General features: G+C 53.9%; 22 protein-coding genes. 8 read left to right on the forward strand and 14 right to left on the reverse strand.

The features are described 5' to 3' along the window. Positions 1–11: 11 nt before the first annotated feature. From JIN85_RS05020 to JIN85_RS05050, 7 genes are all read right to left on the reverse strand, one after another. Positions 12–1,160, reverse strand: a complete 1,149-nt coding sequence (locus JIN85_RS05020; protein WP_343225486.1) for a TerC family protein — start codon at positions 1,158–1,160, stop codon at positions 12–14. A gap of 10 nt (positions 1,161–1,170) precedes the next feature. Next, on the reverse strand, positions 1,171–2,529 hold the full coding sequence (locus tag JIN85_RS05025) for a hemolysin family protein (protein WP_200268229.1): 1,359 nt from the start codon (positions 2,527–2,529) through the stop codon (positions 1,171–1,173). 59 nt (positions 2,530–2,588) lie between these two features. Continuing rightward, a complete protein-coding gene (locus JIN85_RS05030) occupies positions 2,589–3,629 on the reverse strand; it encodes an Mrp/NBP35 family ATP-binding protein (protein WP_200268231.1) in 1,041 nt (346 codons plus the stop codon). A gap of 53 nt (positions 3,630–3,682) precedes the next feature. Then, on the reverse strand, positions 3,683–4,429 hold the full coding sequence (locus JIN85_RS05035) for a DUF4328 domain-containing protein (protein ID WP_200268233.1): 747 nt from the start codon (positions 4,427–4,429) through the stop codon (positions 3,683–3,685). Between the two features lie 62 nt (positions 4,430–4,491). Next, complete coding sequence (locus JIN85_RS05040; protein ID WP_200268235.1) at positions 4,492–4,914, reverse strand: SufE family protein; 423 nt, start codon at positions 4,912–4,914, stop codon at positions 4,492–4,494. Positions 4,915–4,966: 52 nt separating this feature from the next. Next, a complete protein-coding gene (locus JIN85_RS05045; RefSeq protein WP_200268237.1) occupies positions 4,967–5,893 on the reverse strand; it encodes a UbiA family prenyltransferase in 927 nt (308 codons plus the stop codon). After that, positions 5,890–6,390, reverse strand: a complete 501-nt coding sequence (locus JIN85_RS05050; protein WP_200268239.1) for a low molecular weight protein-tyrosine-phosphatase — start codon at positions 6,388–6,390, stop codon at positions 5,890–5,892. The genes JIN85_RS05045 and JIN85_RS05050 overlap by 4 nt, the downstream gene beginning before the upstream one ends. 136 nt (positions 6,391–6,526) lie before the next feature. Here JIN85_RS05050 and JIN85_RS05055 point away from each other — a divergent pair, with 136 nt between their 5' ends. Beyond that, positions 6,527–7,918 (forward strand): hypothetical protein, encoded by a 1,392-nt coding sequence (locus JIN85_RS05055; RefSeq protein ID WP_200268241.1) that lies wholly within the window; start codon positions 6,527–6,529, stop codon positions 7,916–7,918. Between the two features lies 1 nt (position 7,919). Here JIN85_RS05055 and JIN85_RS05060 read toward each other — a convergent pair whose 3' ends face one another. The 4 genes from JIN85_RS05060 to JIN85_RS05075 all read right to left on the reverse strand — a co-directional run bounded on the left by JIN85_RS05060 (position 7,920) and on the right by JIN85_RS05075 (position 13,036). Beyond that, on the reverse strand, positions 7,920–8,879 hold the full coding sequence (locus JIN85_RS05060; RefSeq protein ID WP_200268243.1) for an SAM-dependent methyltransferase: 960 nt from the start codon (positions 8,877–8,879) through the stop codon (positions 7,920–7,922). 101 nt (positions 8,880–8,980) lie between these two features. Next, positions 8,981–9,238: a 30S ribosomal protein S16 gene (gene rpsP, locus JIN85_RS05065; RefSeq protein WP_200268245.1), complete on the reverse strand. Its 258-nt coding sequence runs from the start codon at positions 9,236–9,238 to the stop codon at positions 8,981–8,983. 106 nt (positions 9,239–9,344) lie between these two features. Next, positions 9,345–12,104, reverse strand: coding sequence for a [protein-PII] uridylyltransferase (glnD, locus tag JIN85_RS05070; protein WP_200268247.1), 2,760 nt, complete (start codon positions 12,102–12,104; stop codon positions 9,345–9,347). Positions 12,105–12,142: 38 nt separating this feature from the next. Continuing rightward, positions 12,143–13,036, reverse strand: a complete 894-nt coding sequence (locus tag JIN85_RS05075; RefSeq protein ID WP_200268249.1) for a phosphatidylserine decarboxylase — start codon at positions 13,034–13,036, stop codon at positions 12,143–12,145. A gap of 95 nt (positions 13,037–13,131) precedes the next feature. On the opposite strand from JIN85_RS05075, the gene JIN85_RS05080 reads away from it, so the two are divergent. The 7 genes from JIN85_RS05080 (at position 13,132) to moaA (ending at position 22,091) form a co-directional block, all read left to right on the forward strand. After that, positions 13,132–13,725 carry a hypothetical protein gene (locus JIN85_RS05080; protein ID WP_200268251.1) on the forward strand — a complete coding sequence of 198 codons (594 nt, stop codon included), beginning with the start codon at positions 13,132–13,134 and terminating at the stop codon, positions 13,723–13,725. A 95-nt stretch (positions 13,726–13,820) separates the two neighbouring features. Next, complete coding sequence (locus JIN85_RS05085; RefSeq protein ID WP_200268253.1) at positions 13,821–14,993, forward strand: cytochrome c biogenesis ResB family protein; 1,173 nt, start codon at positions 13,821–13,823, stop codon at positions 14,991–14,993. After that, positions 14,986–17,040: a cytochrome c biogenesis protein gene (locus JIN85_RS05090; protein ID WP_200268260.1), complete on the forward strand. Its 2,055-nt coding sequence runs from the start codon at positions 14,986–14,988 to the stop codon at positions 17,038–17,040. Before JIN85_RS05085 ends, JIN85_RS05090 begins: the two co-directional genes overlap by 8 nt. Beyond that, positions 17,027–18,502: an adenylosuccinate lyase gene (gene purB / locus JIN85_RS05095; protein WP_200268262.1), complete on the forward strand. Its 1,476-nt coding sequence runs from the start codon at positions 17,027–17,029 to the stop codon at positions 18,500–18,502. The genes JIN85_RS05090 and purB overlap by 14 nt, the downstream gene beginning before the upstream one ends. Before the next feature lie 24 nt (positions 18,503–18,526). Continuing rightward, positions 18,527–19,606: a GNAT family N-acetyltransferase gene (locus JIN85_RS21885; protein ID WP_200268264.1), complete on the forward strand. Its 1,080-nt coding sequence runs from the start codon at positions 18,527–18,529 to the stop codon at positions 19,604–19,606. 30 nt (positions 19,607–19,636) lie between these two features. After that, positions 19,637–21,037, forward strand: coding sequence for an MBL fold metallo-hydrolase RNA specificity domain-containing protein (locus JIN85_RS05105; RefSeq protein WP_200268266.1), 1,401 nt, complete (start codon positions 19,637–19,639; stop codon positions 21,035–21,037). Between the two features lie 52 nt (positions 21,038–21,089). Then, the gene (gene moaA / locus JIN85_RS05110; RefSeq protein WP_200268268.1) at positions 21,090–22,091 is read left to right on the forward strand and encodes a GTP 3',8-cyclase MoaA; all 1,002 of its coding nucleotides are present in this window, start codon (positions 21,090–21,092) and stop codon (positions 22,089–22,091) included. Between the two features lie 16 nt (positions 22,092–22,107). Here moaA and JIN85_RS05115 read toward each other — a convergent pair whose 3' ends face one another. From JIN85_RS05115 to JIN85_RS05125, 3 genes are all read right to left on the reverse strand, one after another. Further along, the gene (locus JIN85_RS05115; protein ID WP_200268270.1) at positions 22,108–23,925 is read right to left on the reverse strand and encodes an MFS transporter; all 1,818 of its coding nucleotides are present in this window, start codon (positions 23,923–23,925) and stop codon (positions 22,108–22,110) included. Positions 23,926–24,038: 113 nt separating this feature from the next. Then, positions 24,039–24,518: a hypothetical protein gene (locus tag JIN85_RS05120; RefSeq protein WP_200268272.1), complete on the reverse strand. Its 480-nt coding sequence runs from the start codon at positions 24,516–24,518 to the stop codon at positions 24,039–24,041. Between the two features lie 204 nt (positions 24,519–24,722). Beyond that, positions 24,723–25,082: a hypothetical protein gene (locus JIN85_RS05125; protein ID WP_200268274.1), complete on the reverse strand. Its 360-nt coding sequence runs from the start codon at positions 25,080–25,082 to the stop codon at positions 24,723–24,725. Positions 25,083–25,323: the final 241 nt, after the last annotated feature.

Here is a 25,323-nt window from a genome sequence, read left to right on the forward strand (position 1 = left end):
CCGCTGATTCGTCAGTCGGCGGCTTTTTTCTTGGAACAAATTGATGCAATCACTCCAACCGCTAGAATTCCGAATATCAGACCAAGTACGACCAAGTTGGTTGATTCGCCAAGCCACATTTTGATCCATTTGAGGGCGAGCATTTTGACGCCGACCACGAAGAGGATCAACGAAAGCGCGGGTTTCAGGTAGCGGAAGGTCGAGATCATTCCGGCCAAGGCAAAATACAGCGATCGCAGGCCAAGGATGGCGAAAACGTTGCTGGTGAAGACTAAGAATGGATCCGCGGTGATCGCAAAAATCGCAGGGATCGAATCGACCGCGAAAATCAGATCCGTCACCTCCACCAGCACCAGAGCGATCGCAAGTGGAGTGAGCATCCATTTGCCGGATCTCGCTTTTTCCACAGCTTCATCGGCTTGCTGTTGCTCATCTGGATCCGCCGCCTCACGTGACGCGGCGGAGTCTGCTTTTACGAGGAAATGTTTGCCGTGGTAGTTGCGGGTGACTGGAAACCTTCGGGAAATCCAGGCGACCAGTTTGTTGTCGGCGGGATTGCCTTCATCCTCATCCGTCACCAGCATTTTAATCGCGGTGAAGACAAGGAATGCGCCAAAAACGTATAGAATCCAATGGAAGTTGGTCACCAGTGAGGCGCCGATTCCGATCATGACGCCGCGCATGATCAAGGCACCGAGAATCCCCCAGAATAGCACCCGGTGCTGGTAGCGCGGCCTAACGGCGAGTGAGCTGAACACCATCGCGATCACGAAAATGTTATCCACACTCAGAGATTTTTCGACGACGTAGCCCGTGAGGTATTTGGTGGCGGCGAGTTTGCCGTCGTTGACCAGTTTGTCCGCCGGATCCATTGCGGCAGAACCGTCCGGGTTGAGACCGAGGTGGAACCAGTGCTGTTCGTAGCCGAAGTAGACCACGATCGAAAACAGAAGCCCGAGAGTGATCCAGAAAGCCGACCACATTAGGGCTTCCTTGATGTGAATCACATGCGACTTGCGGTGAAACACCCCCAAATCCAGTGCCAGCATGACAAACACGAATCCTAAAAATAATATCCAAGCCCAGATCACCCGGCGAACATATGGTGGTCTTGGGGAATGGCGATTGGAAATTGAAAGCGATTTCCCACTTCCCAACACCTGGCGGACGTCACCGGGTTGTGGCGACTTCGCTGGTAGATTTTGCCAACTTCGCGGTGACCGGCGATTTTGCGTCGATCCTGCTGGCGATGACCTGATCGGCCCGAATGCCATCGATGCCGACAATTTCGAATTTCCAGCCACTTTCTTCAATGCTGTCCGCCATTTCCGGGACCCGCCCGAGGCGGACGCCGAAATATCCAGAGATCGTGTGGAATTCTTCGCGTTCGTTGGCGGGTAACTCGAAGTCATCCAGATACTCGCCCAAACGATCGGTTTCGAATGTGCCGTCGATCAGCCAGGAGTGATCATCCCGCCGGCGGATGGTCAGCATTCTCAGTTCTTCCTTGGTCGGCACATCGCCGACGATGGATTCCATCAAATCGATGAGTGTCACCATGCCGATGACGCAGCCGAATTCGTCCAGGACAAAGGCGACATGAGTTCCTGTGCTGCGGAATAATTCCAGGGTGACGCTGGTTCTCTGCGTGACCGGAACCAGCAGAGGAGGGCGCATCAGGTGTTTGAAGGACACCTCAATGCCTGCGGCAAGCTGCGCGTAGCAATCTTTTACCGAAACGACGCCGACGAGGTTATCCCGGTCATTTTCCCAAACCGGAAAGTGGGTTTGGGAACTCCCCACGATCTTTGGCCACACCTGTTCGTGTGGGGTTGCCAGATTGATCCAGGTGAGCTTGGGCCGTGGGATCATGATGTCATACACGGTCAGCTTCTCAAATCCGATGACCCGCTCGATCATGATGAAATCCTCTGGTGGGACATTTTCGGATTCCAGCGTATCGCGGATCATTAGGCCCAGCTCTTCCTTCGATAGCGGTGGGGGTGGCTTTTTTTGACTTCCAACGATTCTAAGCAAGCCGTTTGCGGCGGCAGTCAGCATGCGGATCACTGGCGAAGTCATGCCGGTCAGGGCTTGCACGATTCCCGCGCTCCGGCATGCGATCGCTTCCGGGTAACGCGTAGCCAGTTCGGCGGGCAGTTGTTCGACAAATAAAAGCCAGACAAGGCAAATGGCGAGAATCGCCAAGGTAAATGCCGTGAAATCAGCGACTGGCGAGAGCCAGGGGAGTCCGTGGAATTGTTGGGCCAGCGAGGCGGCGAGTTGGGAGCCGCCAGCGATCGAGGCAATCACCCCAGCAGCGGTCCTAAGAATTCGAATACCGAGAAGAAGTGGAACGGAGGATTCCATCAACTCCAGCGCGATCGCGGCACCTTTGTTGCCGACCTCTTTCCATTCGCGCAGCTTGCTTTTGCGGGCGCCTGCGATGGCTTTTTCCGCCACCGAAAGCAGGCCGCCAACGATCAAAAGAATGAGGATGAGGAGGATTTCAAATGCAGTTGAAGCCATTCGACGAGTGGAACGATGAACGGATCCTCCTTGAGAGCAATCTGTTTTTTAAATGGAACTCAAATGCCCAATTTCTCTCGCAAGCCTGCTGCGATTTGGTGGAAAGCAGCGGAAACTTTGTTTTCTTCAGGGGAAACAAGCGCAACCGGTGCTCCGGCGTCACCGCGTTGGCCGGTTGGCATGTCGATTGGGATTTGGCCGAGAAGCGGAACCCGCAAGGCCTCTGCTTCGCGAACGCCGCCATCCTTGCCGAAAATCGGATACTTTTTGCCATCGTCCCCTTCGAACCAGGCCATGTTTTCGATCAGGCCCAAAATCGGCACGTTCACTTTGGCAAACATCGACACCGCCTTGCGTGCATCGATCAATGCAACTTCTTGTGGAGTGGTCACAATCACGCTGCCGTCGACGGAAACCGTCTGCACAATCGTGAGTTGGATGTCGCCGGTGCCGGGGGGGAGGTCGAGAACCAGGTAATCGAGATCGCCCCATGCCACTTGGCGTAGGAATTGTTGAGTGTAGCGCGTTGCCATCGGCCCGCGGACGATGACCGGTGAGCGGTCTTCGAGAAGGAATCCCATCGACATGAGTTTCAGGCCGTGGGCCTCGATCGGGATGATTTCATCGTGCTCATTGGCCATCGGGCGCTCGTTTGTGCCGAACATTTGGGCGACCGAAGGCCCGTAGAGGTCGCAATCGCAAAGGCCGACTTTTGCTCCGGACTGGGCCAATGCGACGGCGAGGTTTGCAGAAACGGTGGATTTGCCGACTCCGCCTTTTCCGGAAGCCACGGCAATGATGCGTTTCACCCCGGGGATGGAAGATTTGCCGACTCCGCTCGCACCAGCGGCGGCGGGCGCTTCCTTGATCTGGATGTCGATTTTGACCGTTCCGACATCGGGCAACTGATCGAGGATCTCGTGGCAATCCTGAAAGATTTTTTCAGGCACCTTGGGATCGCGGGTGGAAATCTCCAATCGCACGGTGGTCTGGCCATCTTCGCAAGTCACGTCCTTGACGAGACCGAACGAGACGATGTCGCGGGAAAATCCCGGATAGCGGACTTGGCGGAGGGCTTCTCGAATAAAATCTGGAGTCATGAGGCGGCGTGACTTTCAAACCGATCAGCCATGTGCGCAACCCTTCCCGTATGCTAATTTCGCTGAAATGGCTCGCGCGACCATTTTTCAAGCTTGAGATGGGTTTCAACCTGCAGGTGATTGATCTGACGAATCAGCAGAATGGTGAAAATGCACAATCCGGTCGAAATGAAGGCGCTGACGAGTGAGAGCTTGTATGATGGCGCATCATGGAAGCTGAAAAGGCAGCTTGTAGCAAAGTCCGTTAGCCAAAACGCCCACCAGAGCCCAACGACGGGGCTTTTGCCGGTCCGTGTGGATTGCGATTCCTGACGGATTTCGCGCATGGCCAGAAATGGCTTCCAGAAAAAAGCGATGGGGATGAAATACCAGCCCACCGACCAGTGCGGCGTGAAGGATAGCCGAGTGCCGGTGCGATATTTGGCAAACAGCCATGCGTTTTTGGAACAACGATAGGTCCAAAGGCAAAACAGAAGCATGGTCGCGATCAGTGCGAGGAATAGCATCGCGTAAAAAGCAAAGGAGCCTAGCAGGAAACCGCGCAGGATCTCGATCTGATCGAGGCTGTATTGATCGAAGGGCAAGTTGCGAACGTTGAAGTTTTGAATGCCTAGATCCAGCCCGTTGCAGATGACTTCAAGCACCAGCAGGAAGACGAGAATTTTGCCGAGCAATGAGTTTTTGCAATATCGCCCGTATGGCCCAACCAATCCAGATGCGGCTGGGACCTGAGAATCCGACCTGTCGGCGGCCTCCAGCTGAGGTGCTGGAGGCGTATAGGGATTGTGGGATTCCTGCATGAGCGATCGGAAGGGACAATCATGGGTTTTCGCCAAACCGCCCGTGAATCATGGCGTGCGACTCAGTGCTGGGTGGAAGCAAATGCCAGGGCACGCTGCTTCATCTGGGTCGCCATCAGGTTGAGGGCATTCGCGCGTGTCGGAGCGAGGTGCTCTTTGAGGCCGGTTTGATCGATGAAAGACATGTCAGCGGTGAGAATTTGATCCGGAGTTTCATCGTCCAGAACTTTTACGAAAAGAGCGATCATCCCCTTGGTGATCAATGAGTCGGAGTCAGCAAAATAGCGAACTTTGCCATCTTCGCTTTTCGCATCCAGCCAGACCTGTGATTGGCATCCCTTGATCAGATGATCCGGGTTTTTCGCGGCCTCATCCATCGGGGCCAGATGTTTGCCGAGCCCGATGACGTATTCGTATCGCTCGGTCCAATCCTGAAAGAGCGAAAGTTCTTCAATAAGCTGTTGTTGTTTCTCTGCGATCGTCACGGCGGTTCCAGTGGAACGCGGGAACCGGTATTGAGCAAGTCCGGATCGGAATTTACGTGGCGGCCGCAACTTTCTGCAGCGCACGTCCTGAAACCACGGCCAGAGGCGGTAGGATGAGGCAAATGAGAGCCATCAATCCTTGCGTTGGAGCGGAAATCAACGCGATGCCCAAAGGAAGAAGTCCGATCCAATCCAGCAGCGGAATGCCCGCGAGGAGTGAGGAAACGTGTGCGGGAATCGGGCGACGGTATATGGTCAGGCAAAGCAAAATCCAGATTCCAAACGGCAGCAAGCCGAGCCAGCTGTTCCAGATCGAAAATTGTGACCAAACGATGGCGATGATGAGGCCGGAGAGAACCAGCAGCGCGCGTGAGAGTTGATGGGCGATCCACGGCGGTTCGGCCATCGATTCATAGCGGGCACTCAGCGATAATCCGGCGATGTAGCACAGCAGGCCAACTGCTTGTGAAGCGGTTATCCAAAAATGCGGGTTGTGCATGCTCCCTTTTGAGAGCGCAAAAAATCCCATCAGGGGCAACAAGGCCCGGCAAAATCCCATCGGAATGACCGCCCAGGGGCTGAGTTTGTGCCACTTGGTATAAATGAAAATTGCGGCCATGATCCCCAGTGCGAGCAGTCCACTGATCGGGCTGCACAGGGATGCCAGGACGACGCCGGTGATGCCCGTAATCCGAGCGGCAATGAGATATTGGCCCGGAGAGAATAATTTCTGCGGCAAAGCTCGTTCCGGGCGGTGCTTTGCGTCCCAATCCCGGTCTTGCCAGTCATTTAGAAAGTTGCCGCTGACGTAGAGTAAAACTCCAGCCAACGACGCGATGATGGCTGTCATCATCCAAAAAGGTGGGGTCGGGGAAAGCGATGCAATGACCATCCCGGCCGCCACATTGCTGATGACGCTGGGAATATTGGCGACCCGCGCGGTTGCGAGAAGCGAACGCAGTTTGCTGGGCGGATTCATGAGTTGGTTCGTGAAGGAAGCGAGGCCAGCAAACCGCGGCCTGCGTCTTCGATGAGGCGTAAAACCAGTTCAAACCCTTCCTGACCGCCCTGATAAGGATCGGGCACGTGGGAGGCGTGGTTTTCGCTGCAATACTCGACGAATGGTCGAATTTTCTGCTGCTGGCTCCGGTCGCGGTCCAATCGGTTGATTTCCCGGCGATTGTCATCGTCCATGTAGAGAACCCAATCGAAGTTTTCCAGATCGGCCTTCTTCAGCGGGCGGGCAAAGCCATCGGCAGGGTAGCCATGGGATTTCAAAGTCCGGGCCATTCTCGGATCCGGTGGTGACCCTTCATGGTAATCGAGTGTGCCTGCCGAATCGATGTAAAACTCAGCAGATCTTCCGGCATCGGCGACTTGCTGGCGGAAGACATTTTCTGCGGCGGGTGAGCGGCAGATGTTTCCCATGCATACGAAAAGGACACGGTAGGGCGGCTGAGGCGATTCGGGCGTCATGGGTCGGCACAGAGTTGGCGGGCGAAAGCTCACAGGCAAGCGGAAGGTGAATTTTTCGGCATCCTTGAAAAAATATGGAAAAAACCTGCAACCGTGGGGAAATCGTGCGGTTGAATGGGAAATTCCCATCAATCTTATGAAGAATCCTTGGATCGTCCCAGTAGCAGCATTGGCTGTCGGAGCCGTTGGCGGATTTATTTCCGGCAAAAATACAGGCTCCTCATCAAGTGATACCGTAGCGGCGGAACAAGCCGCGCGCATGTCACGAGGCTCGTCCCGTCCCGGCATGGGAATGGATGCAGCATCGGAAAAACATAGCTCAAAAGCGAAGTCCGCTTCTGAAATCTACAAGCAGCCTGGTCAGTTGAGCCGTGTTCAGGGCTTGATCGATTATTATTCCAACCTCACCCCTGATCAGCTGGCGGATGAAGCGAAGAAGTTGGCCAATCTCCCTTGGAATGAGCGGATGATGGCTTCGATGGTTCTTTTTGGCCGCTGGGCTGAGGTGGATCCAACCGCTGCTCTGGAATTTTCCAACACGATGGGCTTCGCCGGTGCATTCGCGAAATCCACGATTCTGCAAAGCTGGGCTAGCGTGGATCCAGAAAACGCCGCGCGCTACTATTCGGAAAATGCGAAGGAGTTCGCGATGATGAACATGATGGGTGGTCCTGGTCGTGGCCGCGATAGCGCGGGTGCGACAATCGCTGCGGAATGGGCGAAACAAGATCCATCCGCCGCGATGGCTTGGGCAAGCACGCTTGAGACCGGTAAGGGGCAGGCAATGACCGCCGTGATCAGTGAAGTCGCAAAAACGGATCCATCCGCCGCCGCCGCCATGGTCACCAGCATGGACGAAGCTGACCGCCAAGGTGCTTACGAACAAATCGCCAAAACCTGGGCATCCACCGACTTTGACGCTGCGAAAGCATGGGCAAACTCCCTGCCAAGTGATCAGCGCGATGCTGCCATGGCTTCCGCGATCGAAGGATTGGCACAAACCGATCCTGCAACCGCAGCAAACGAGCTGAGCAGCCTTTCCGGTGATGCGGCTGATCGTGCAGTTTCCACCGTGATGCAATACTGGGCAGCTGAAGATCCAGCCAAAGCCGCAGCATGGCTCCAAGCCAATGCTTCCGAGCAGGCCCAACGCCGTTCGATGAATGAGCTGATGCCAAACTGGGTCAATCAAGATTCCGCTGCTGCTTTGTCCTACGTCCAATCACAAACGGGCGACGTTTATGACAGCGCTGCTGCCAGCTACATCATGAGCAACACCGATGGTGATCCTCAAGAGCTCCTTTCACTCACCGACAACATGGGTGATGGTGGCGACAAGTTCCGCAGCATCGGCACGATCTCGGCGCGCTGGATGGAAGAAGATCCAACTGCAGCCAAGGCGGCCATTGAAGAAATGGACATTCCAGATGGCTTTAAAGATCGCCTGATCAATGGCGGCGGCGGCGGTGGATTCCGCGGTGGCCCAGGCGGCGGTGGTAATGGCGGCGGTGGCCGTCGTGGTCGCTAATTTACCGGCATTTCTGATCTAGAACAAGAAAGGCGCTTCCGGCCCCATGCGGGTCGAGAAGCGCCTTATCTTTTTCCGGGATAGCACCCAGAAAATCGGAAAATGAACTGAGGATTGAGTCGCCGCACCATGGCTGTGACCAGTGAATCAAGTCGGTGAAGTTGACATCAGCAGTGAGATCCTGCCGTCCGATATTTTGGTAAATGGCGGGACCTTCAAGGCGCTGATGCAATAAGTAGCCACGGACTGTCCCGCCCGGACGGCGATGGTATAGGGTTTCGGCTGGTGCTCCGTAGTCGATGGTGAGTATCCGTCCGCTCTTCCAAAGCGGCAGCCAGCTTTTCAGCCATTGGTGGTAGGATTCGTGGACTTCGATGTGTTGGCCCACTGGATGGTTTTCGGAAAAGCCGCTGGACTCGGGCAGGGGAGCACCGGCGAGCAAGTGCTCCTGGATGACCGGGCGGAGCGAGAGTGCGATTTCACGCCATCCTTCCGATGTTTTGGTGAATCGGCGAACGGGAAAAGCATCTACCAATTCGTTCGAGTAAATCACAGCATGACCCTTAGCTGCTTCCAATGCGGTGGAAGGATGGAGGTGCCACGTTGCGTGATCGCCCAGAAGATTTCGCTGCATCTCGGTGAGCGAGGGGGACCTTTCGACGAGATGAAGTTTGAGCCGTCGACGAAGTGTCCACGGTAGGTTTTTACGAACGGCTGCCGCGAGGCTGCCCGATCCGGGGCCGATTTCGATCAGGTGCTGCGTGTCAAATTCCCGCATGGCGTTTGCCACCCAGCGGGCGATGGCTTGCGCCGGAGCCGTGGACCATTGGGGAGTGGTGGTGAAATCTCCACGTACTCCGATGCCCTTGATGTGCCGTGAGTAATAGCCGCGTTTCGGGTGATACAGCGCATCCTGCATGAACTGCTCAAACGAAATCAAAGTGCCTGATTCAGATGCCATGGAGTCCCGCCGCCATCCTAATCAGGTGTTGCTTCGAAGGCATAAAAAAACCGCGCCCCGTGAGGAGCGCGGTCTCAAATGAAAAAGATAACCCGGAAAGATTAAGCTTCCTTCGTAGCAGCGGTCCGAGCTTTGCGGATGATGCTGTTAACAGTTTCGGAAGGTTTTGCACCAACTGAGAGCCATTTGTCGGTCTTCTCAAGATCGATGGTGTAGTTTGCGCCTTCGAGAAGTGGATCGTAGGTTCCAATTTGCTCGATGTAACGGCCATCGCGGCGCTTGCGGCTGTCCACAGCGACGATTTTGTAATACGGGCGGTCTTTGGTGCCCTTGCGATTGAGTCGGATAGCTACAGCCATGGTAATACGTCGTTTCGAAAGTTGCCCAGCACGGGCGGGCGCGGAAGTTGGCGGAATTGTCTCGGATTGCCAAGCAGAATCTTAAGAGAACTGAAAAATATCTGAATCATGCGGGAGTTTCGGGTCGCACGACCAGCTCGTTAAGGTCTGCCGTCAGTTTTTCGATGACCACGGGATCGACAATTTTTTTCCCATCTTCCGTGGTGATATACAGGGTGTCCATGGCGACGCCTTTTTCGGTGCAGATCCGGGCGTGAGTGGTGTTGAAGTCGTATTGATTGATGGCGTGGAAGAGATCGTGCAACAGCCCGATGCGGTCCAGTGCCTGAATTTCAACCGTGGTGCAGGATGGATGCAATTCATTCGATATCAACGCGCGAACCGGGACGGGGATGATCCCCTGATCGGTCCGTGCTTTTAAGAAGTTGTTGCGCCGACGCAGGAATTTTTCCGGCTCGTATTCGTCAGCCGAGAGGATGGATTTGAAAGTGGTATCCAGGCGCTTGCGGATTTTTGCATCAGATACCGGCTCAAAATTCGTGGTGCAGACGCGGAAAATGTTCAGCACAATGCCGTCCGTTCGGGTGAAAAGGTCAGCCGATAGGATGTTGATTTCCTCGGATGCCAAGGCACAGCAGGTTTTTTCCAAGTGCAGGGGCTTGTCGCGAGCTGCGAGCACAATTTCGGAGTAGCCGCGCTCTGGATGGTCGATCCACTTGATGCAGAATGCATAGGGATTGGTCTTTTCCTTTTCCTGGCGGATGAAATGACGGACGGTGCGGACCTGGGTGACCACTTCCGGGGCTTGGCGGAAGTTGAACGCAGCGGTCGGCATGCGCTCGAAATGCTGCTTAACCTCCTGCTGATAGTCCTCGCGCATCAGTTTCAGCACTTCGTCGCGAAGCGCGCGGCGATCGGTATCGAGTTTTTTCGAATACTTTTCGCGACCGTTTTCGAGGAAGGTTTTGGTCGATTTGTAGAGCTGTAGAATGAGTGACTCCTTCCAGCCGTTCCAGGAATCCGGCGAGGTGCCATTGGAATCGGCGAAGGTGAACAGAAACAACGCGTCGAGGTTGTCGTTGTTCTTCATGATCCCGGCAAATTCGGCGATGACCTCCGGATCGTAGATGTTTTTCGAAGTCGCGGTGCGGTAAAAGATCAGGTGGTTGTCCACCAGGAACATGATCCGGGTGCGGCGGGCGCCTTGGATTTGCATGCGGTTGCAGAGCCGGGCGGCGAGGATCGCGGAGCCATCGATGTGCTCACGCACATTTTCCGCGCGACCGGTATCGTGTAGGATCACCGCGAGGTAGAGCGCGTAGGGATCGACGATATCGAGAAACAACCGGCGGTAAATCTGCCGCTGTGGCCGGGTTTCATCGAGCAATTGATCGAGTTGCTCAATGCATCGCAGGGTGTGCTCGTCGGCGGTGTAGCGATGAAAAAACTCGTGCTGCACCAGGCAATCAAGAGCGCCGAATTCCGGGATGTAGCGGCCGAGAAATCCGATCCGGTGCATCAGTCTTAAAGTGTGGGCGACTTCACCTTTGCGTTCGAGAATCCCTTGGAAGACCTGGCGGTTGGTTTTCGAATAGCAGAACGGGCGGTCAATGTCCGACCAGTGTGCTGCCACCAAACGCCGGATCTGCGGGCTGAGTCGGAGATTGCGCACCTGGCAATGCTGGAACAGACGCATCATCCGGTGGATGTCTTCTTTGAAAATATCGTTGTTGGCGGGGTAAATCCGTCCATCGCGGGCAATGAAACCGTCGAATTTCTCACGATCCTTTTTGCGGAAGGTCAGGAAGGAGCGAAAGCCGTTTTCCGCGAGATCCTCCTGCTCGATCTGGAATGTTTCCATCAATGAGCCGGTGTGCTGGTAGATGTGGCGCGTGTGGCGATAGTAGTCGCGCATGAACGCCTCGGTGCGGCGGAGAATGCTGCGTTGCGGGTATTGGAATGAAGTCGCGACCACGCCCTGCAGTTGCAGGGTCAGCATGTCTGTTGCCCGCTTGGTGTGGTAATGCAGTTCATTGCGGACCCGGTGGAGAAAGTCGTAGGCGGCTTCCAATTCGCGCAAGGTGTTGGCGGTGATGATGCGATCGGCGGCGAGCTTTTTCAGGTCGCTGTCGCCTCGTTTTACACGGGCAACCCAGAGGATGTTTTGGTAATCACGCAAGGAGCCGCAGCCTTCTTTGACGTTCGGCTCCTGAAGAAAAACCGTGCGTGAGTATTTTTGGTGGCGGTTGCGCAGATCTTGTCGGCGCAGATCGAAAAACGCGTCCTGGTTTTTCTGAATGCAGTCCCGGTCAAATCCCTCCTGGAATTTCTCGAACAACGGCCGATCGCCATCGACCAAGCGTGCATCCATCAGCGCGGTTTTGTTTTCCTGATCCGCCTTCGCTTCCTGAATGCACTCGTTGATCGACCGGCAAGCGTGGCCGACTTTGAAGCCAACGTCCCATAGGAGATAGAGAATTTCCTGCACCAGCTCCTGCAGCGCCTTGGGTAATTTGGTGGAAGCGCGGGGGAGCAGGAAAAGAATGTCGATGTCTGAACTCGGGTTCAGCGTGCCACGTCCATAACCACCGGTGGCGACCAGGGCGATCGGCGGCACGTTGCCATTCCGGGCGTTGAGCGCGCTTGCAAGAATCGAGCTGAGCACCGTGTCGATCAAGGCTGCCCGGGCGCGTGCGACTTCCAATCCGCCTGCACCGGCACGATGGCGGAGCTTGATGCGGTGTTCTTCGATTTTCAGGAATCGCTTGTAGAGCGCGATCCGTTCGGAAGGAGAAAGCTGCCCACGGATCGCGGGTTCCAGGGCTTCGCGGGCGTGATCTTCGAGCCGGTTGAGGTGGGCTGACATGGGGTGGGTGAAGAGCGGATTCCAGGTGGTGCGGCGATTCAGGAGGCGGTGCCCATCCGCTCACCGAAGTGGGCGTAGAGCTCGATTTGTTTGGCGGATTTTTCCACCAGATCCTCCGCAAGCCGGATTGCTCCCGGTTCGAAAAGAGTGAGGGTGGATGATCCGCCGAAGGCAAAATATCCTTTTTCGTCGCCCTTGGCCACAGGCGAATCCGGTTCGTAGGTTTGTCCGATGGTGCCGACGCAGGTAGCGCCAATTTCCATCAGCAATACCGTGCCGAATTGCTCCGTTTTCAGCTCTGTCACCGTTCGTTTGTTGGTCCACAAATAGGCAAGTTTCTGGCGCAAGGCGATCGGCGAGACCGAAAACAACGGGCCGGCGATCGAGCGGGTTTTTCCGGGAATCCCGGCTGCCGGGAAGTGAAACCGGTGGTAATCGACCGGGCAGAGCCGGGAAAGGATCAGGGTGCCGTCGGCATATTTTTTCGCCAGCGCGGCATCATCCAAAAGCGTTGGCAGGTCGAATCGCTGGCCTTTGACGAAGACACCTGAAATGTCTGATGCTTTCTGAAACCCCAGATGTCGACCATCGGCGGGGAATACCACGCTGTTTTCATCCGGATCCACAGGCCGGGCGGATGGCTTGAGTTTGCGGAAAAAGAATTCATTGAAGCTGCCATAAGAATCCGGTGAATCCGCGAAGTCCGCAGGGTCCAACCCGTAGTGGCGGATGAAAGGCGCGATGCGATTGGCTGAGGCAGGCGTGCTCATTTTCCGCCCATACCATGCCGAGAAAAACGGCCGCTTCACGAACGCGTGGAGTGAGATCGCGCCGAGCGGATTGGCGTATGACCAACGCAGGAATCCCTCACCATAAACTTGTTCGGTTTCGATCTTTCCGGTGTGTCGATTGAAATACTGAATGGGTTCCATGGCGGGTTTAAATGGTTGAATGATTGATCGGCAGTCGAACGCGATTTGCCCGATTCGGCTTGCGCGTTTCCGGCTCCGGGCGTATCGCCGCAGGCATGAAGTCCCGGCTGTTGGTCCTGATTGCAAGCGTTATTGCGGTGACAGGCTGCGAGAAAAAAGCAGAAGTGGTGATCACGCAAACGCGGCCCATCACCTCGCGCGATGCAAATCCGAAACTTTTTGCCACCAGCGACGAGCGTTTTCGCGATGCGAAACCCAGCCCGGTCAAAGGAGTTGCTCCCGAAAACTGGCTCGCCCGCCCGGCGTCTCAGTTTCGATTGCTGAACTACACCTTCGGCCCAAACGCAGAGTGCGAGGTCTATGTCTCGATTTCCCAAGGCGGTGTTTTGGAAAACGTGAACCGCTGGCTCAAGCAGTTCGATAGCCCTCCACTCACCGATGAGGAATTTCGCAAAATGCGGCAGGTCAGGATCGCCGATACCACCGGAGTTTGGGTGGAGGCGGAAGGGGAATACAAATCAGGAATGGCAGCTGGAGGCGTTCAGGAAGCGAACTATGCGCTGGCCGGCGTCATTGCGAATGTTCAAGGGCAAATTCTTACCGTTAAAATGATCGGGCCGGCCTCTGAAGTTCAGGATGCTAAACCGCAGCTCGAGGCCTTCGCGGCAAGCCTGCACATGGTTGATTGATTCACAGCCCGCGCCACGTATCACCGCATACTTTTCGAAACATGGAACACTCAGAACTGCCACCCTTACGAAAAAAACCTCGTTCGCCCTTCTTGATGGTGTTCGACTTTTTTTCCGGGCTTGGATTGGCGACGGTCCTATTGATTTTCCTGGGAATTCTAACTTGGCTGGCAACCTTGGAGCAGACTGAATTCGGTCTTCAGGCGACACTTCACAAGTACTTCAGCATTGATAAGTTTTACTTGGTTCCTGAGATCAATGGGAAAGTCGTCCCTATTATTCTCCCCAGCGGATATTGGGTTTGTGCACTTCTGTTGGTTAACTTGATCCTTGGCGGCATCGCGCGGATGCGGAAAGGCTGGAAAAATATCGGTGTTCTCATTGCTCACTTTTCCATGGTTTTCCTGCTGATTGCAGGAGGCGTTGCTGATTATTACACCGAGCGCGGTTCCATGGCTCTGTCCAAGGGCCAATCCAGTGAAGTGGCGGAGGATTACTTCGAATACGTCGTCGAGGTCGCAGAAATCAAAGATGGTCAGCCCCAGCAAATCCACTTCATTCCTGGAAAGGATCTGACGGATTTGGATGATGGCAAAAGCCGGATCTTCCGTTTGCCAGATCTTCCATTTGATATCGAAATCGCAGGATACCTCGAAAACGGCGGCCCCGTCAGCGAAATGGAGCGGGCGCCAGATCAAAATCAATTAACGGTCGATGGCTATTGGTTGATGAGTCGGCCTAGCGAGAAAAAAGCCGAACTCAACACGGCGGCTTGTTACGCAAGGGTCTTGTATCGGGACAAATCGAAATCACCTCAGCCATTCATTTTGGCCGGAGCCAGCTTCTACCCGTTTACCATAAAAGTCGATGATCGCACCTTCACCTTTGACATGCACAAACGGTATTGGGTGGTCCCATTTCAGGTGAAACTGGATGAATTTGCCGCTACATTCCACCCAGGCACCCGCAAGGCATCGAAATTTGTCAGTGATGTCACCCGCATCGAGAACGGCACCGAAGCTAAGGTGAAAATTGAGATGAATGAGCCGATGCGCTACGAGGGACTGACATTTTATCAGGCAAGTTATGGTCCCCAGGGAGCCGGTCCAAATGATCCATTGTATTCGGTCTTGGAAGTTGTTCGGAATCCGTCGGATCAATGGCCGAAATACTGTCTCTACATGGCAGCTTTTGGTTTGTTCGTCCACTTTATCACCAAATTGGTAATCTTCCTCATGGGAAGCACCCGCAAGAATCGCCATGTCTAAGAACCCATCGAAAACCGGGCGCTGGGTCGCCGCAATGATTGCCGTCATTGGCCTTTGTGCCGTATTTTACAATGTCGTCATGGCGACTCTTCCCAAGGGAGAGATTGCCGAGGTAAAAGGCTATAAACCCTGGCCTAAAGAAACCGTCAAAGTGGCGGAAACGATCGTCGTGCAAGATGGTGGTCGCACCAAACCACTGGCGGCATACGCAGGTTTCAAGATGTTGGGTTTGTATGGTTCTCGTTCGATGAAAATCAAAGACGAGAACGGCAATGTTTATAAAATCTCGCCGACTGAGTGGGTGATGGATGCTCTCTTCCGCCCGGAATTTGCGATTCAGGAGCCGACGTTTCGCGTCGATAACGCTGAGGTGCTGCAAGCGATCGGTTTAACTACAAAAGGCAAGCGCGATCGCTACAGTTACACCGAGCTTGAACCAGGTCGTGATAAATTAATTGAGTTGGCGAAAAGCTACGAAACTCTTGATGCGAAAAAGCGTGATCCAGTCAAAACTCAGACCGTCGATCTAGCTTATAATATTAATAACTATCAAATGCTGTTAGGATACCTCGGCTTTGCTCAAACGGGTATTCTATTGCCGGATGTTTCCGGTAAGGGTGGGCCAGGGAAAGTTGCTTTCCTCAGTAATGTGATGATGGCTGCACCGGAAATCAGTAAGCAGCTGAGCCGTTACAATTCGACAGGTGACCCTGTCCCTGAGCATATTCAATCCTTGCTGCAGCAAGTGACTGATGCTGCAAATTTCTCAAATTACGGTTTGTTCATTTTGCCGCCGTCTGACCCCAAAAATGATACCTGGCGGAGTGCCGGGAACGAAATCATGAATGTCATGACCGGCAAATCGGAGAATCCCAAACAGGCGATTGAGGATATTGCCGTTTTGGAAGACACGGTGCAGGCCTACGGAACAAGTGAAAAGAATTTCCGCAATAAACTGACTGAAATGAGAGATCGTTTCGACGCTCGTGCGAAAAGTCGTGGGGATTATGGAAAAGTTAATTTGGAAGTGAGCTATTATCGTCACAATTGGTTCCTGTATGCGATGATTTACTTTTTGCTGGGGACATTATCCACGCTCGTCATGTGGAGTTTTGGCAATCGTGACCGCAACAAAATCCTCAGTCCTGGGACTGTTGCTTCCTGGGTAACCCTTGGTTTCACGGTGACCGGACTGATTTATTGCTCGATTGCGATTGTCCAACGCTGCCTGATCATGGGACGCCCTCCGGTCGGGAATTTGTATGATACAGTGATTTTCATCGCGGCATCATCAGTTGGCTTTTCATTGATCATTGAGCTTATGACGCGGCGGCGCTTCGCGCTCGGATTTGCTCCCATCTTTGGCACCCTGCTGATTGTTTTGGCCCGGCGCTATGAGGTCGGGGATGCGACCGACCACATGGATCCGCTGGTTGCAGTTTTAAATTCAAATTACTGGCTCACCATTCACGTGATTACCATCACGCTCGGGTATTCTGCTGGTTTGCTCTCCGCGTTTCTTTCATGCGGCTATTTGTTGCTTCGCGGGTTGAGACTGGTCGGGGATGACAAGAGTTTGTTCCGCGCGTTCACCCGGACGGTGTATGGCTGCCTTTGCCTGACCTTGTTCTTATCGCTCGTTGGAACGATTCTTGGGGGGATTTGGGCCAATGATTCCTGGGGCCGATTCTGGGGCTGGGACCCGAAAGAGAATGGCGCATTGCTGATCGTCTTGTGGTGTCTCGTGATTCTGCATGCTCGTCTCGGTGGTTACATCCGCGAGTGGGGCCTGCATTTCTGCTCCGTTTTCACCGCATGTATCGTCGGATTTTCCTGGTGGCATGTGAATTTCCTCGGTGAAGGCCTTCACAGCTACGGCTTTACCAGTAACACGAATACGATTTACGTATTTTACGCTGCCATGGTGAGTTTCGTGGTCTTCGGGGTCATCGTCATGGCTATCGAAAAGCAGGAAAAAATGAATGCTTCCGCTCTCAAAAAGTCATCTCCAGTCGGAAGTGATGAATTGATTGATGCCGAAGGGTGAACTGTCACTTGAAAGTTCAAGATCCGCTGCGCAAGCTCCGCCCGTGATTCCTAACGTCCTCGCTGAACGCTACGCCTCGTCCGCCATTCAAGCCATCTGGTCCGCAGAGGGCCGCATCGTGCTGGAGCGCGAATTCTGGATCGCTGTGATGAAAGCGCAGCGCGATCTCGGTCTGGATGTGCCGAGTGAAGCGATTGCCGCCTACGAAAGCGTGAAAAACCAGGTCGATCCTGCATCGATCATGGCGCGGGAAAAAATCAGCCGTCACGACGTGAAGGCGCGGATCGAGGAGTTCAACGATCTCGCAGGCTTCGAGCAAGTGCACAAAGGCATGACCTCGCGCGACCTCACCGAGAATGTCGAGCAGCTCCAAGTGTACCGTTCGCTTCAGATCATCCGCGACAAATCCGTCGCCACGCTGCGCCGCCTGCGCGAACGTGCGGAGCAGTGGAATGAGCTGATTCTTACCGCGCGCACCCACAACGTCGCCGCACAGCCAACCACTCTCGGCAAGCGCGTTGCCATGTTTGGCGAGGAATTGCTGAGTGCGCTTACCGCACTGGACGCCGTTATTGGCCATTACGCCGTGCGCGGACTCAAAGGCGCAGTCGGCACCCAAATGGACCAGCTTTCCCTGTTCGAAGGCGATGCCGACAAGGTCGCCGAATTGGAACAACGTGTCGTCAGTCACCTCGGCATGCCTGCTGTTTGGACCAATGTCGGCCAGGTCTATCCACGCTCGCTGGATCTCCGGGTTGTCGCGGCTTTGACCGATCTGGCATCGGGTCCTTCTTCATTCTGCAAAACGTTGCGATTGATGGCCGGTCATGAAACCGCGAGCGAGGGATTTGCTCCTGGCCAAACTGGCTCCAGCGCCATGCCGCACAAGATGAACTCGCGTTCTTGTGAGCGCGTGAACGGCTTCCATGTGATTCTCAAAGGATATCTCACCATGGCATCGGGCCTTGCCGGTGATCAATGGAACGAAGGGGATGTCTCCTGTTCGGTGGTGCGCCGCGTCATGCTTCCAGACGCGTTTTTCGCGATTGATGGACTCTTCGAAACATTCCTCACGATCCTCGATCAAATGGATGCTTATGAAGCGGTGATTGCTGCCGAAACGGCGCATTACCTGCCATTCCTGATGACCACCACCATCATGATGGAAGCGGTGAAATCCGGTGTCGGGCGTGAAACCGCGCACAAGGCGATCAAGGAGCACGCGGTTGCCACCGTGAATGATTTGCGGACCGGAAAAGTCAGTACGAATAATCTCGTAGAACGACTTGCTGAGGATATCCGCCTCGGTCTTCCTGTGGAGATTCTTCAAGGCATCATCGCACGCGGTGACCGCGAATCCGGTGCTGCCAAAGCCCAGGTTGCTGCATTTGCCAAGGCAGTGCGCGAACTGGAGACTGCCAGTCCTGAGGCCGCGGCTTACTCGCCGGGCTCCATTCTCTGATAACTCTTTTCCTCATCCAAAATCGTGGCGCACCAAAGCGACGTTCGGGCCGTTCTCCAATACATTCCGCAGTTCCGCGGCAAGGTGTTCTTTGTGCTGATCGAAGCCGGACTTCTGCCGGAACCTGCGATCGCCGAAACCCTGCTGGATCTCGCCGTGCTGGAAGATCTAGGCGTGAAGCTCGTTCTCGGGGTTCTCGGCGGCGACTTGAAGGATCTCTATGACTGGACACTGGAGTGCGAGATCATGGCTGCGCGCGTCAGCCGCCCGGTGAGCGACCCCGATGCACGGCGTGAGGTGCTGGAGGTTCTCGGACGTGGGCAATCCGCAATCATTGATGCTTCTGCAACCGGTCCGCTGGATCTTCCGGTGGTGGATTTTGCCAAAGGTATTGGCGTTACCAAAATCATCGCGTTGCTGGAGAATGCGATCCTGGTCGATGGTGAACCGGTTCACGCCATCCGCGCTGCCGATGCGGAAAAGTTTGTTCCTCTCACCAATGATATCGGTGCGGCGCTGCTCCGATCTGCTGCGGAAGCTTGTTTGCGTGGCGTGCCCCGGGTTCATGTCCTGAACGGCCGCCAGCAGGGTGTGCTGGTGAACGAATTGTTCTCGAACGAAGGGGTGGGCACCATGGTCCACGCCGATAGCTACCGCCTGATCCGCGAGCTGAAAGAGGAGGATATTCCTGAACTGTTAGGAATGATCGGCCGCTCGGTTCGGCGCACCAAACTGGTAGCCCGGACCTACGAGGATATCCTTAACAAGCTTCAAGATTACCGCGTCATGGCGATCGATGATAACGTCGTCGGTTGCGTGGCGCTTCATGAATATCGTCAGGAGGATTGCGCGGAAGTTGCTTGTTTGTATGTCAAACAAGCTCACGAAGGCCTAGGTTACGGGGTGGAGCTGGTCCGACACGCGGAGGAAATGGCAAAGCAGCGAGGCATCGGCAGGGTCTTTGCTCTAACAAACCGAGCTGCGGAATTTTTCTCACGTCTCGGTTATGATCGTGCGACCTTGATGGATTTGCCAACACCGCGACGCCTTCAGTATGAAGCGAGTGGGAGAGATTCGCTGGTTTTTTCTCGCAGTTTTTCCTGATCCGGTGAGGCTTGGAAAACCTGTTTTCTGATGAAGCTTAAATTTTGCGGTGCCGCTGGCACCACCACCGGTTCGCAGCATTTGCTGGAAGTAAACGGCAAGAGAATCCTGCTCGATTGCGGCCTCTATCAAGGACGGCGCGATGATGCCTACGAAATCAATTGTTGCTTCCCGCATTTCGATCCGAAATCGATTGATATGGTCGTCCTTTCGCACGCCCACATCGACCATAGCGGGAATTTGCCGAACCTTTGTGCCAAGGGATTCAAAGGAAACATCCACTCGACCCATGCCACACGCGATCTTTGCCAGATCATGCTGGCGGATTCCGCACGCATTCAGACGCACGATATTGAGTGGCTCAACAAGCACCGCCAGCGCGAGGGATTGTCCGAGGTTGCCGCGCTTTATTCAGAGCAGGATGCGGAGCGTTGCCTGCGCCAATTCGTGACCATTGGCTATGATCGACCGCTGCTGATTGCCGATGGAGTTCAGCTGACGTTTGTTGATGCCGGCCATATTCTCGGCAGCGCACAGGTGCTGTTAGAGATTACGGATCAGGATGATGGTAAGCAAAAACGCTTCGTCTTTTCCGGCGATGTCGGCCGTGGTGGCAACGAAGTGCTGCGCGATCCGGTGTCGATTCCTGATGTCGATTTTCTCTTGATGGAAAGCACCTACGGCGGGCGCGAACACGAAGCACCTCCGGGCGTGGGAGATCATTTTGGTGAAATCCTTCGCAGTGCCATTCGCCGGAAAGGCAAGATCCTGATCCCGGCCTTCGCTGTGGAAAGAACGCAGCAGATTCTCTTCGTTCTGCACGAGCTTTTCCAATCCGGAAAAATCAAAGAAATTCCTGTTTTCGTCGACAGTCCGTTAGCGGTTAGCGCGACTGAGATTTATCGGCTCCATCCGGATGCTTTTAATGACGAGGTCTATCAGGCATTGTTCGATAAGGAAAATCCGTTTGGTTTCGAAGGTCTCACCCTGATCCGCTCCGTCAATGGATCGAAGGCACTGAATGATCTGGAAGAACCCGCGATCATCATTTCAGCATCCGGAATGTGTGAGGCCGGGCGAATCCTGCATCACCTGAAAAACAACATCGGCGATCCAAGAACTACGGTGCTTTTCGTAGGTTATTGTGCCGAGAATACTCTTGGCCGTCACATCCGGGATGGTGATCAGGAGGTTTCCATTTTTGGCAAAAGAATGACGGTGCGCGCTCAGATCGAAATCGTCGATTCATTCTCGGGCCACGCGGATCATTCGGAATTGTTAGACTACTTCGAGCACATGACCGGACCGAAACAAAAAGTCTGGTTGGTGCACGGCGAACCGGATCACGCAGTTGCGCTTCGCGATGCCCTGCTGGAGAAACACAACGGTTCCGTCGAGATCGCCAAGCTCGGCACCGAAGTCACTTTTTAATCGGGAAATTTTGCCGTTTGCTTGCCGATCCCAGGCAGGTAATTTGCGGGGCATGAGTTTACCAGTGGATCAATTGGGACGGGGACTCCGGGATCTGAGAATCTCGGTGACGGACCGTTGCAATTTCCGCTGCCGCTACTGCATGCCTGCGGAAGTGTTTGGCCCGGGCTACGCTTTTCTGCCGAAACAGGATTTACTGAGCTTCGAGGAAATGATGCGGCTCATCCGCATCATGGTGCCACTCGGTGTGGAAAAAATCCGCCTGACTGGCGGTGAGCCATTGTTGCGCCAAGGCTTGGAGGATTTGGTGGCGATGATCGCCTCGGTTCCTGGGGTCAAAGACATCGCGATGACGACCAATGGCGTCTTGTTAGGTCATCACGCAGAGCGCATGGCTCTTGCAGGGCTGGATCGTGTGACCGTGAGTTTGGACGCGCTTGATCCGGTGATTTTCTCGAAGATGAACGGAACCGGAGCGAAGGTGGAGCGCGTTTTGAAAGGGATCGAAACCGCCCAGGTTTTCGGCTTGCCGGTAAAGGTGAACGCGGTGATCCAGCGAGGGGTGAATGAAAAGGAAATCCTGCCACTTGCCAGATGGGCAAAGGCAACTGGCGTGGATCTGCGCTACATCGAATACATGGATGTGGGTGAGACCAACGGTTGGGCGATGGGGGAGGTGGTTTCCGGTGATGAAATTCTAACCGAACTCGCCAGCGAATTTGAACTGGAAGCCAGACCAGCTGCTTATCGCGGCGAGGTCGCAGTCCATTGGAAGCACCGAGACGACGGGCGTGAAGTTGGCTTGATACGCTCCGTGACCAAGCCGTTCTGCCGGGATTGCCAGCGGCTTCGCCTTTCCGCAGATGGGAAGATTTTCACCTGCTTGTTTGCCGCCGATGGATTCGACCTTCGTGGGATGCTGCGCGGTGAAATGGACGATTCAGGCGTGGCTGCCGCCATTTCCGGAATCTGGTCGAATCGTGCCGATCGTTATTCAGAAGAACGCGGATCGGTCACGCGGCCCAAGGCGGAAATGAGTTATCTAGGTGGCTGATTGCCATCGCTACGACTCAATGTGAACGCTCAAGCCGGACCGTTTTGTATCCGCCATTTCTGCGATCATTGAAATACATCAGTCCGAAAAAGGCGGTTAAGATCAACGGGATCCATGCCAGGCGGATGAATGCGCGCTGACCGCCGAAACCTTCGGCCGGGCCGAGGATTTGACCCGCTATGACCGCGCTTTGTGCTGCGCCAGAGGCGGAGTAATTGCGGATTGCTTCAACGTCGATGGGTTCAGCTGATAGAAGTTTCTTCGCTTCTTTTTTGAGTTCATCCGATGGATGGAGGACCGATCCCGAGATGGCACGCAGCGCTTGTGGCGTCGCGGCGCCAATGATTTTGCCACCGTCATTTTGATAAGCTTTTTCGGCAGCGATAGTATTTTCCAGGGCAGTCTGAATGTCGGAATCCACATAGCCGAATTCCTTGATCGAATCTTTAGCAGCTGCCGCCTGCGCCTGATAGGCAGGGAAGGTGTTACTGACTACGTTGAGCACCGCGAGCGTTGGTTCGCTGCGCTCTTCGTTCAAATAAGCGGAAAGTTGATTGTCGGCGACGATGCCGATGCCTTGAGTGCCAATCAGTCCGGCAGAGCCGAGACCGATTCCGCAGATCAATACAATCCCGAGTGAACCGGTTTTTGGCAGTCGCTCACTAACGAGTCCAACCATGGTCGGGAAGAAGAATGCGACGCCGAACGCGAAAAACGTGGAGGCCACAAATGCCATGAAATTACCTTCCGCCCGGCTAAAGCAAACCAAGCCCAAAGCCATGAAGATCGAGGCAATTGCGAGCATCCCCGGTGGCGACAGGCGACTGATGAAATGCCCGGCGAAAAAGCGGAGCGTCATCATGATAAACGAAATCCAAGAGAACATCAGTACCCCCGGAAGGCCGATTGCATCGAAGATGGGCGGGATCCAGCGGTTCACTCCCATTTCGATGCTGATGGCAATCCCCATCATGACCAGCATACCATACATCAACGGCTTGGTGAACGTGTAGCGGAACATTTCATTTACCGGCAATCCGGCCTCCGCATTCTCCGTCTTCGGAAATTTTTGTGGAAACACCATGATGCCATAAACGATGACCGGCACGTAGATGAGACTCAGCTGGAACGTCCAGTGATAGAAAAATCCATTGGCGATATCCTCGGATTGATTGAGAACGTAGCAAAGCAAACTGGTGATCAGCATCGCGACCGGAAAGAAACCGTGGAATCTGTTCAGCTTGCGGGTTTTGTCTTCGGGAAAAAGCGCGGTGGTGAGCGGATTTCCGGCGACCTCGATCATGCCATTGCCACCTGCAAGCAAAACAGCTCCAGACATCAGAAGCCAAAAACCGACCTCGGTATTGTGGGTGAATTTCGAGGCTGCAATGAGAAGAGTAACTCCGGAGATATGGCCCAAAAATGCAAGGATGGTCGCCACTCTCATCCCAAATCCTTCCAGCAAAGGGCCGAGGACGAGGAGGGAGATCGCCATGCCCCACAAGGCCGCTCCAGCGATGGCTCCTACTTGTGAGTTGGTGAGGATGAAGTCGGCTTTCAGCTGATTCATCACGTTTGCGATGATCGCGAAGGCTGCGCCAGTCGGAATGACCGCGAGGCAGATGCCGTTGAAGAGCCGATTTCGGTTCGCTCCGGCCGGAGAAGATGGATCAGTCATCGATGATTTGGGTTTTTCGATCGGGTAAGCAATGGGTTCACTTAACCAAGCGGTTCGTGCACAGCACTGCAAGGCAACCGCTCGCACATTCAGGTATTCCCGATCAACACGACGTTTGGTGTCAGAATTCTCCTTCGCCTCCAAGGAGAGATCCATCACATGTCATTTCATCGTTCGACTATGTTGGCCTAGACCCGGCACAAAGAGTGCATGGAAGTTGCTATCAGACAAAGTGGAATGCCTTTGAGTCAGCCCCTTGTTCAGTATTTTCATAATAGGTCTCCACCTTCTTCACTGTTGTTACCAGAGATTTGTCCGGTTTGTTTGATTCTACGATTCAGAGAATCCACCAGCTTCGAGTATCCAGAATGTGATGGAGATTGAAAAAACTTGATGCTTCTGCCGAAAGATGAGTCTCGGCGAAGATGAAGCCAAATCACAGACGGTTGCATCAGGGGCGAATCAACATTTCGTATGTCTCTCAGGTCAATCTCTTCCGTGATTCCTCGATTTCTAATCACAAGGTGATCGCCAGCATCGAAGACTTCATCCATGTATTCGGTAAGTAGGCGCATGCTAATTATAGTCATTAAAAAGCCAGCGAACAATCCAATCACAATGGCCAAGAAAAATGGAATATCAATTTCCTGGCTAGAAATCAGGATAGCCATCATTCCTGCAACGCATCCCATAATTGCCGGAAAGACTCGCTTTCCTAAGAATGTTGGTCCTGATGAGAGTCTCTTCATTTTCGTTCAATCTCTAACCGATATTGATGGTGATCACAAGTCTCAATGATCGGTAGGCGGTATCGTGTTATTAAAAATGAGGTGCTATCGCATATGTCAGAAAGGGCCTTTAGGAATGCTCAATAAATCGTTGCAGTCACCCAAATAACTTCTCCCGAAAGTTTATGGTGAATTAACCGGTTTTGAAGTGAGGGTCCCACGGTTTTAATTGGTATAGTATTTCTTTAGAAATTGGGTCACTTCCTCAATTGAAATGGGACCACCTTCTTTTTTCGATAGATCATTCTGACCGGAGCTGTTCAGCTCATAATATCCAGTCTTGGCAATGGTTCCTGAGATATCGCCAATCATAAACTTGTGATAGATCAGAACCGATTTGGTCGGCAGTGTTGACTCATTCCAATGCTCTCCAACTGTAGCGTCTCCACGCAGTACTTTGCGAACCACCATTCCACCTGGAGGTTCAAAATTAGCGATTTCAACCGTTTGGGCTTCCGCGATATTTGATAGAATTTTTTCTCTACGAAGTTCCTGAACCTTCTTTTGGAATTCGTTCGAATCCATTGAGGGTTGTTTTTCCTCTGCTTAAACGATGTGCGCGACCATCACATGGACCAAAGCTATAATGAGGTAGCGCATATTGCATGATACCTAATTGCGATCGCTAGGAATTACAAGATCGAATGATCCATGTCCAGCCTGCGGCCGGGCTCAAGCCGAAGTGTTGCCCGCATTGCCAAGGGACCAAGCTCCTCGGCAAAGGGCGATACCAACGCAGGGTCCGCCATCTGGATTGCTTCAAGGA

Origin of the sequence: Luteolibacter pohnpeiensis, from assembly GCF_016595435.1 — a bacterium.
Taxonomy (GTDB): Bacteria; Verrucomicrobiota; Verrucomicrobiia; order Verrucomicrobiales; family Akkermansiaceae; genus Luteolibacter; species Luteolibacter pohnpeiensis.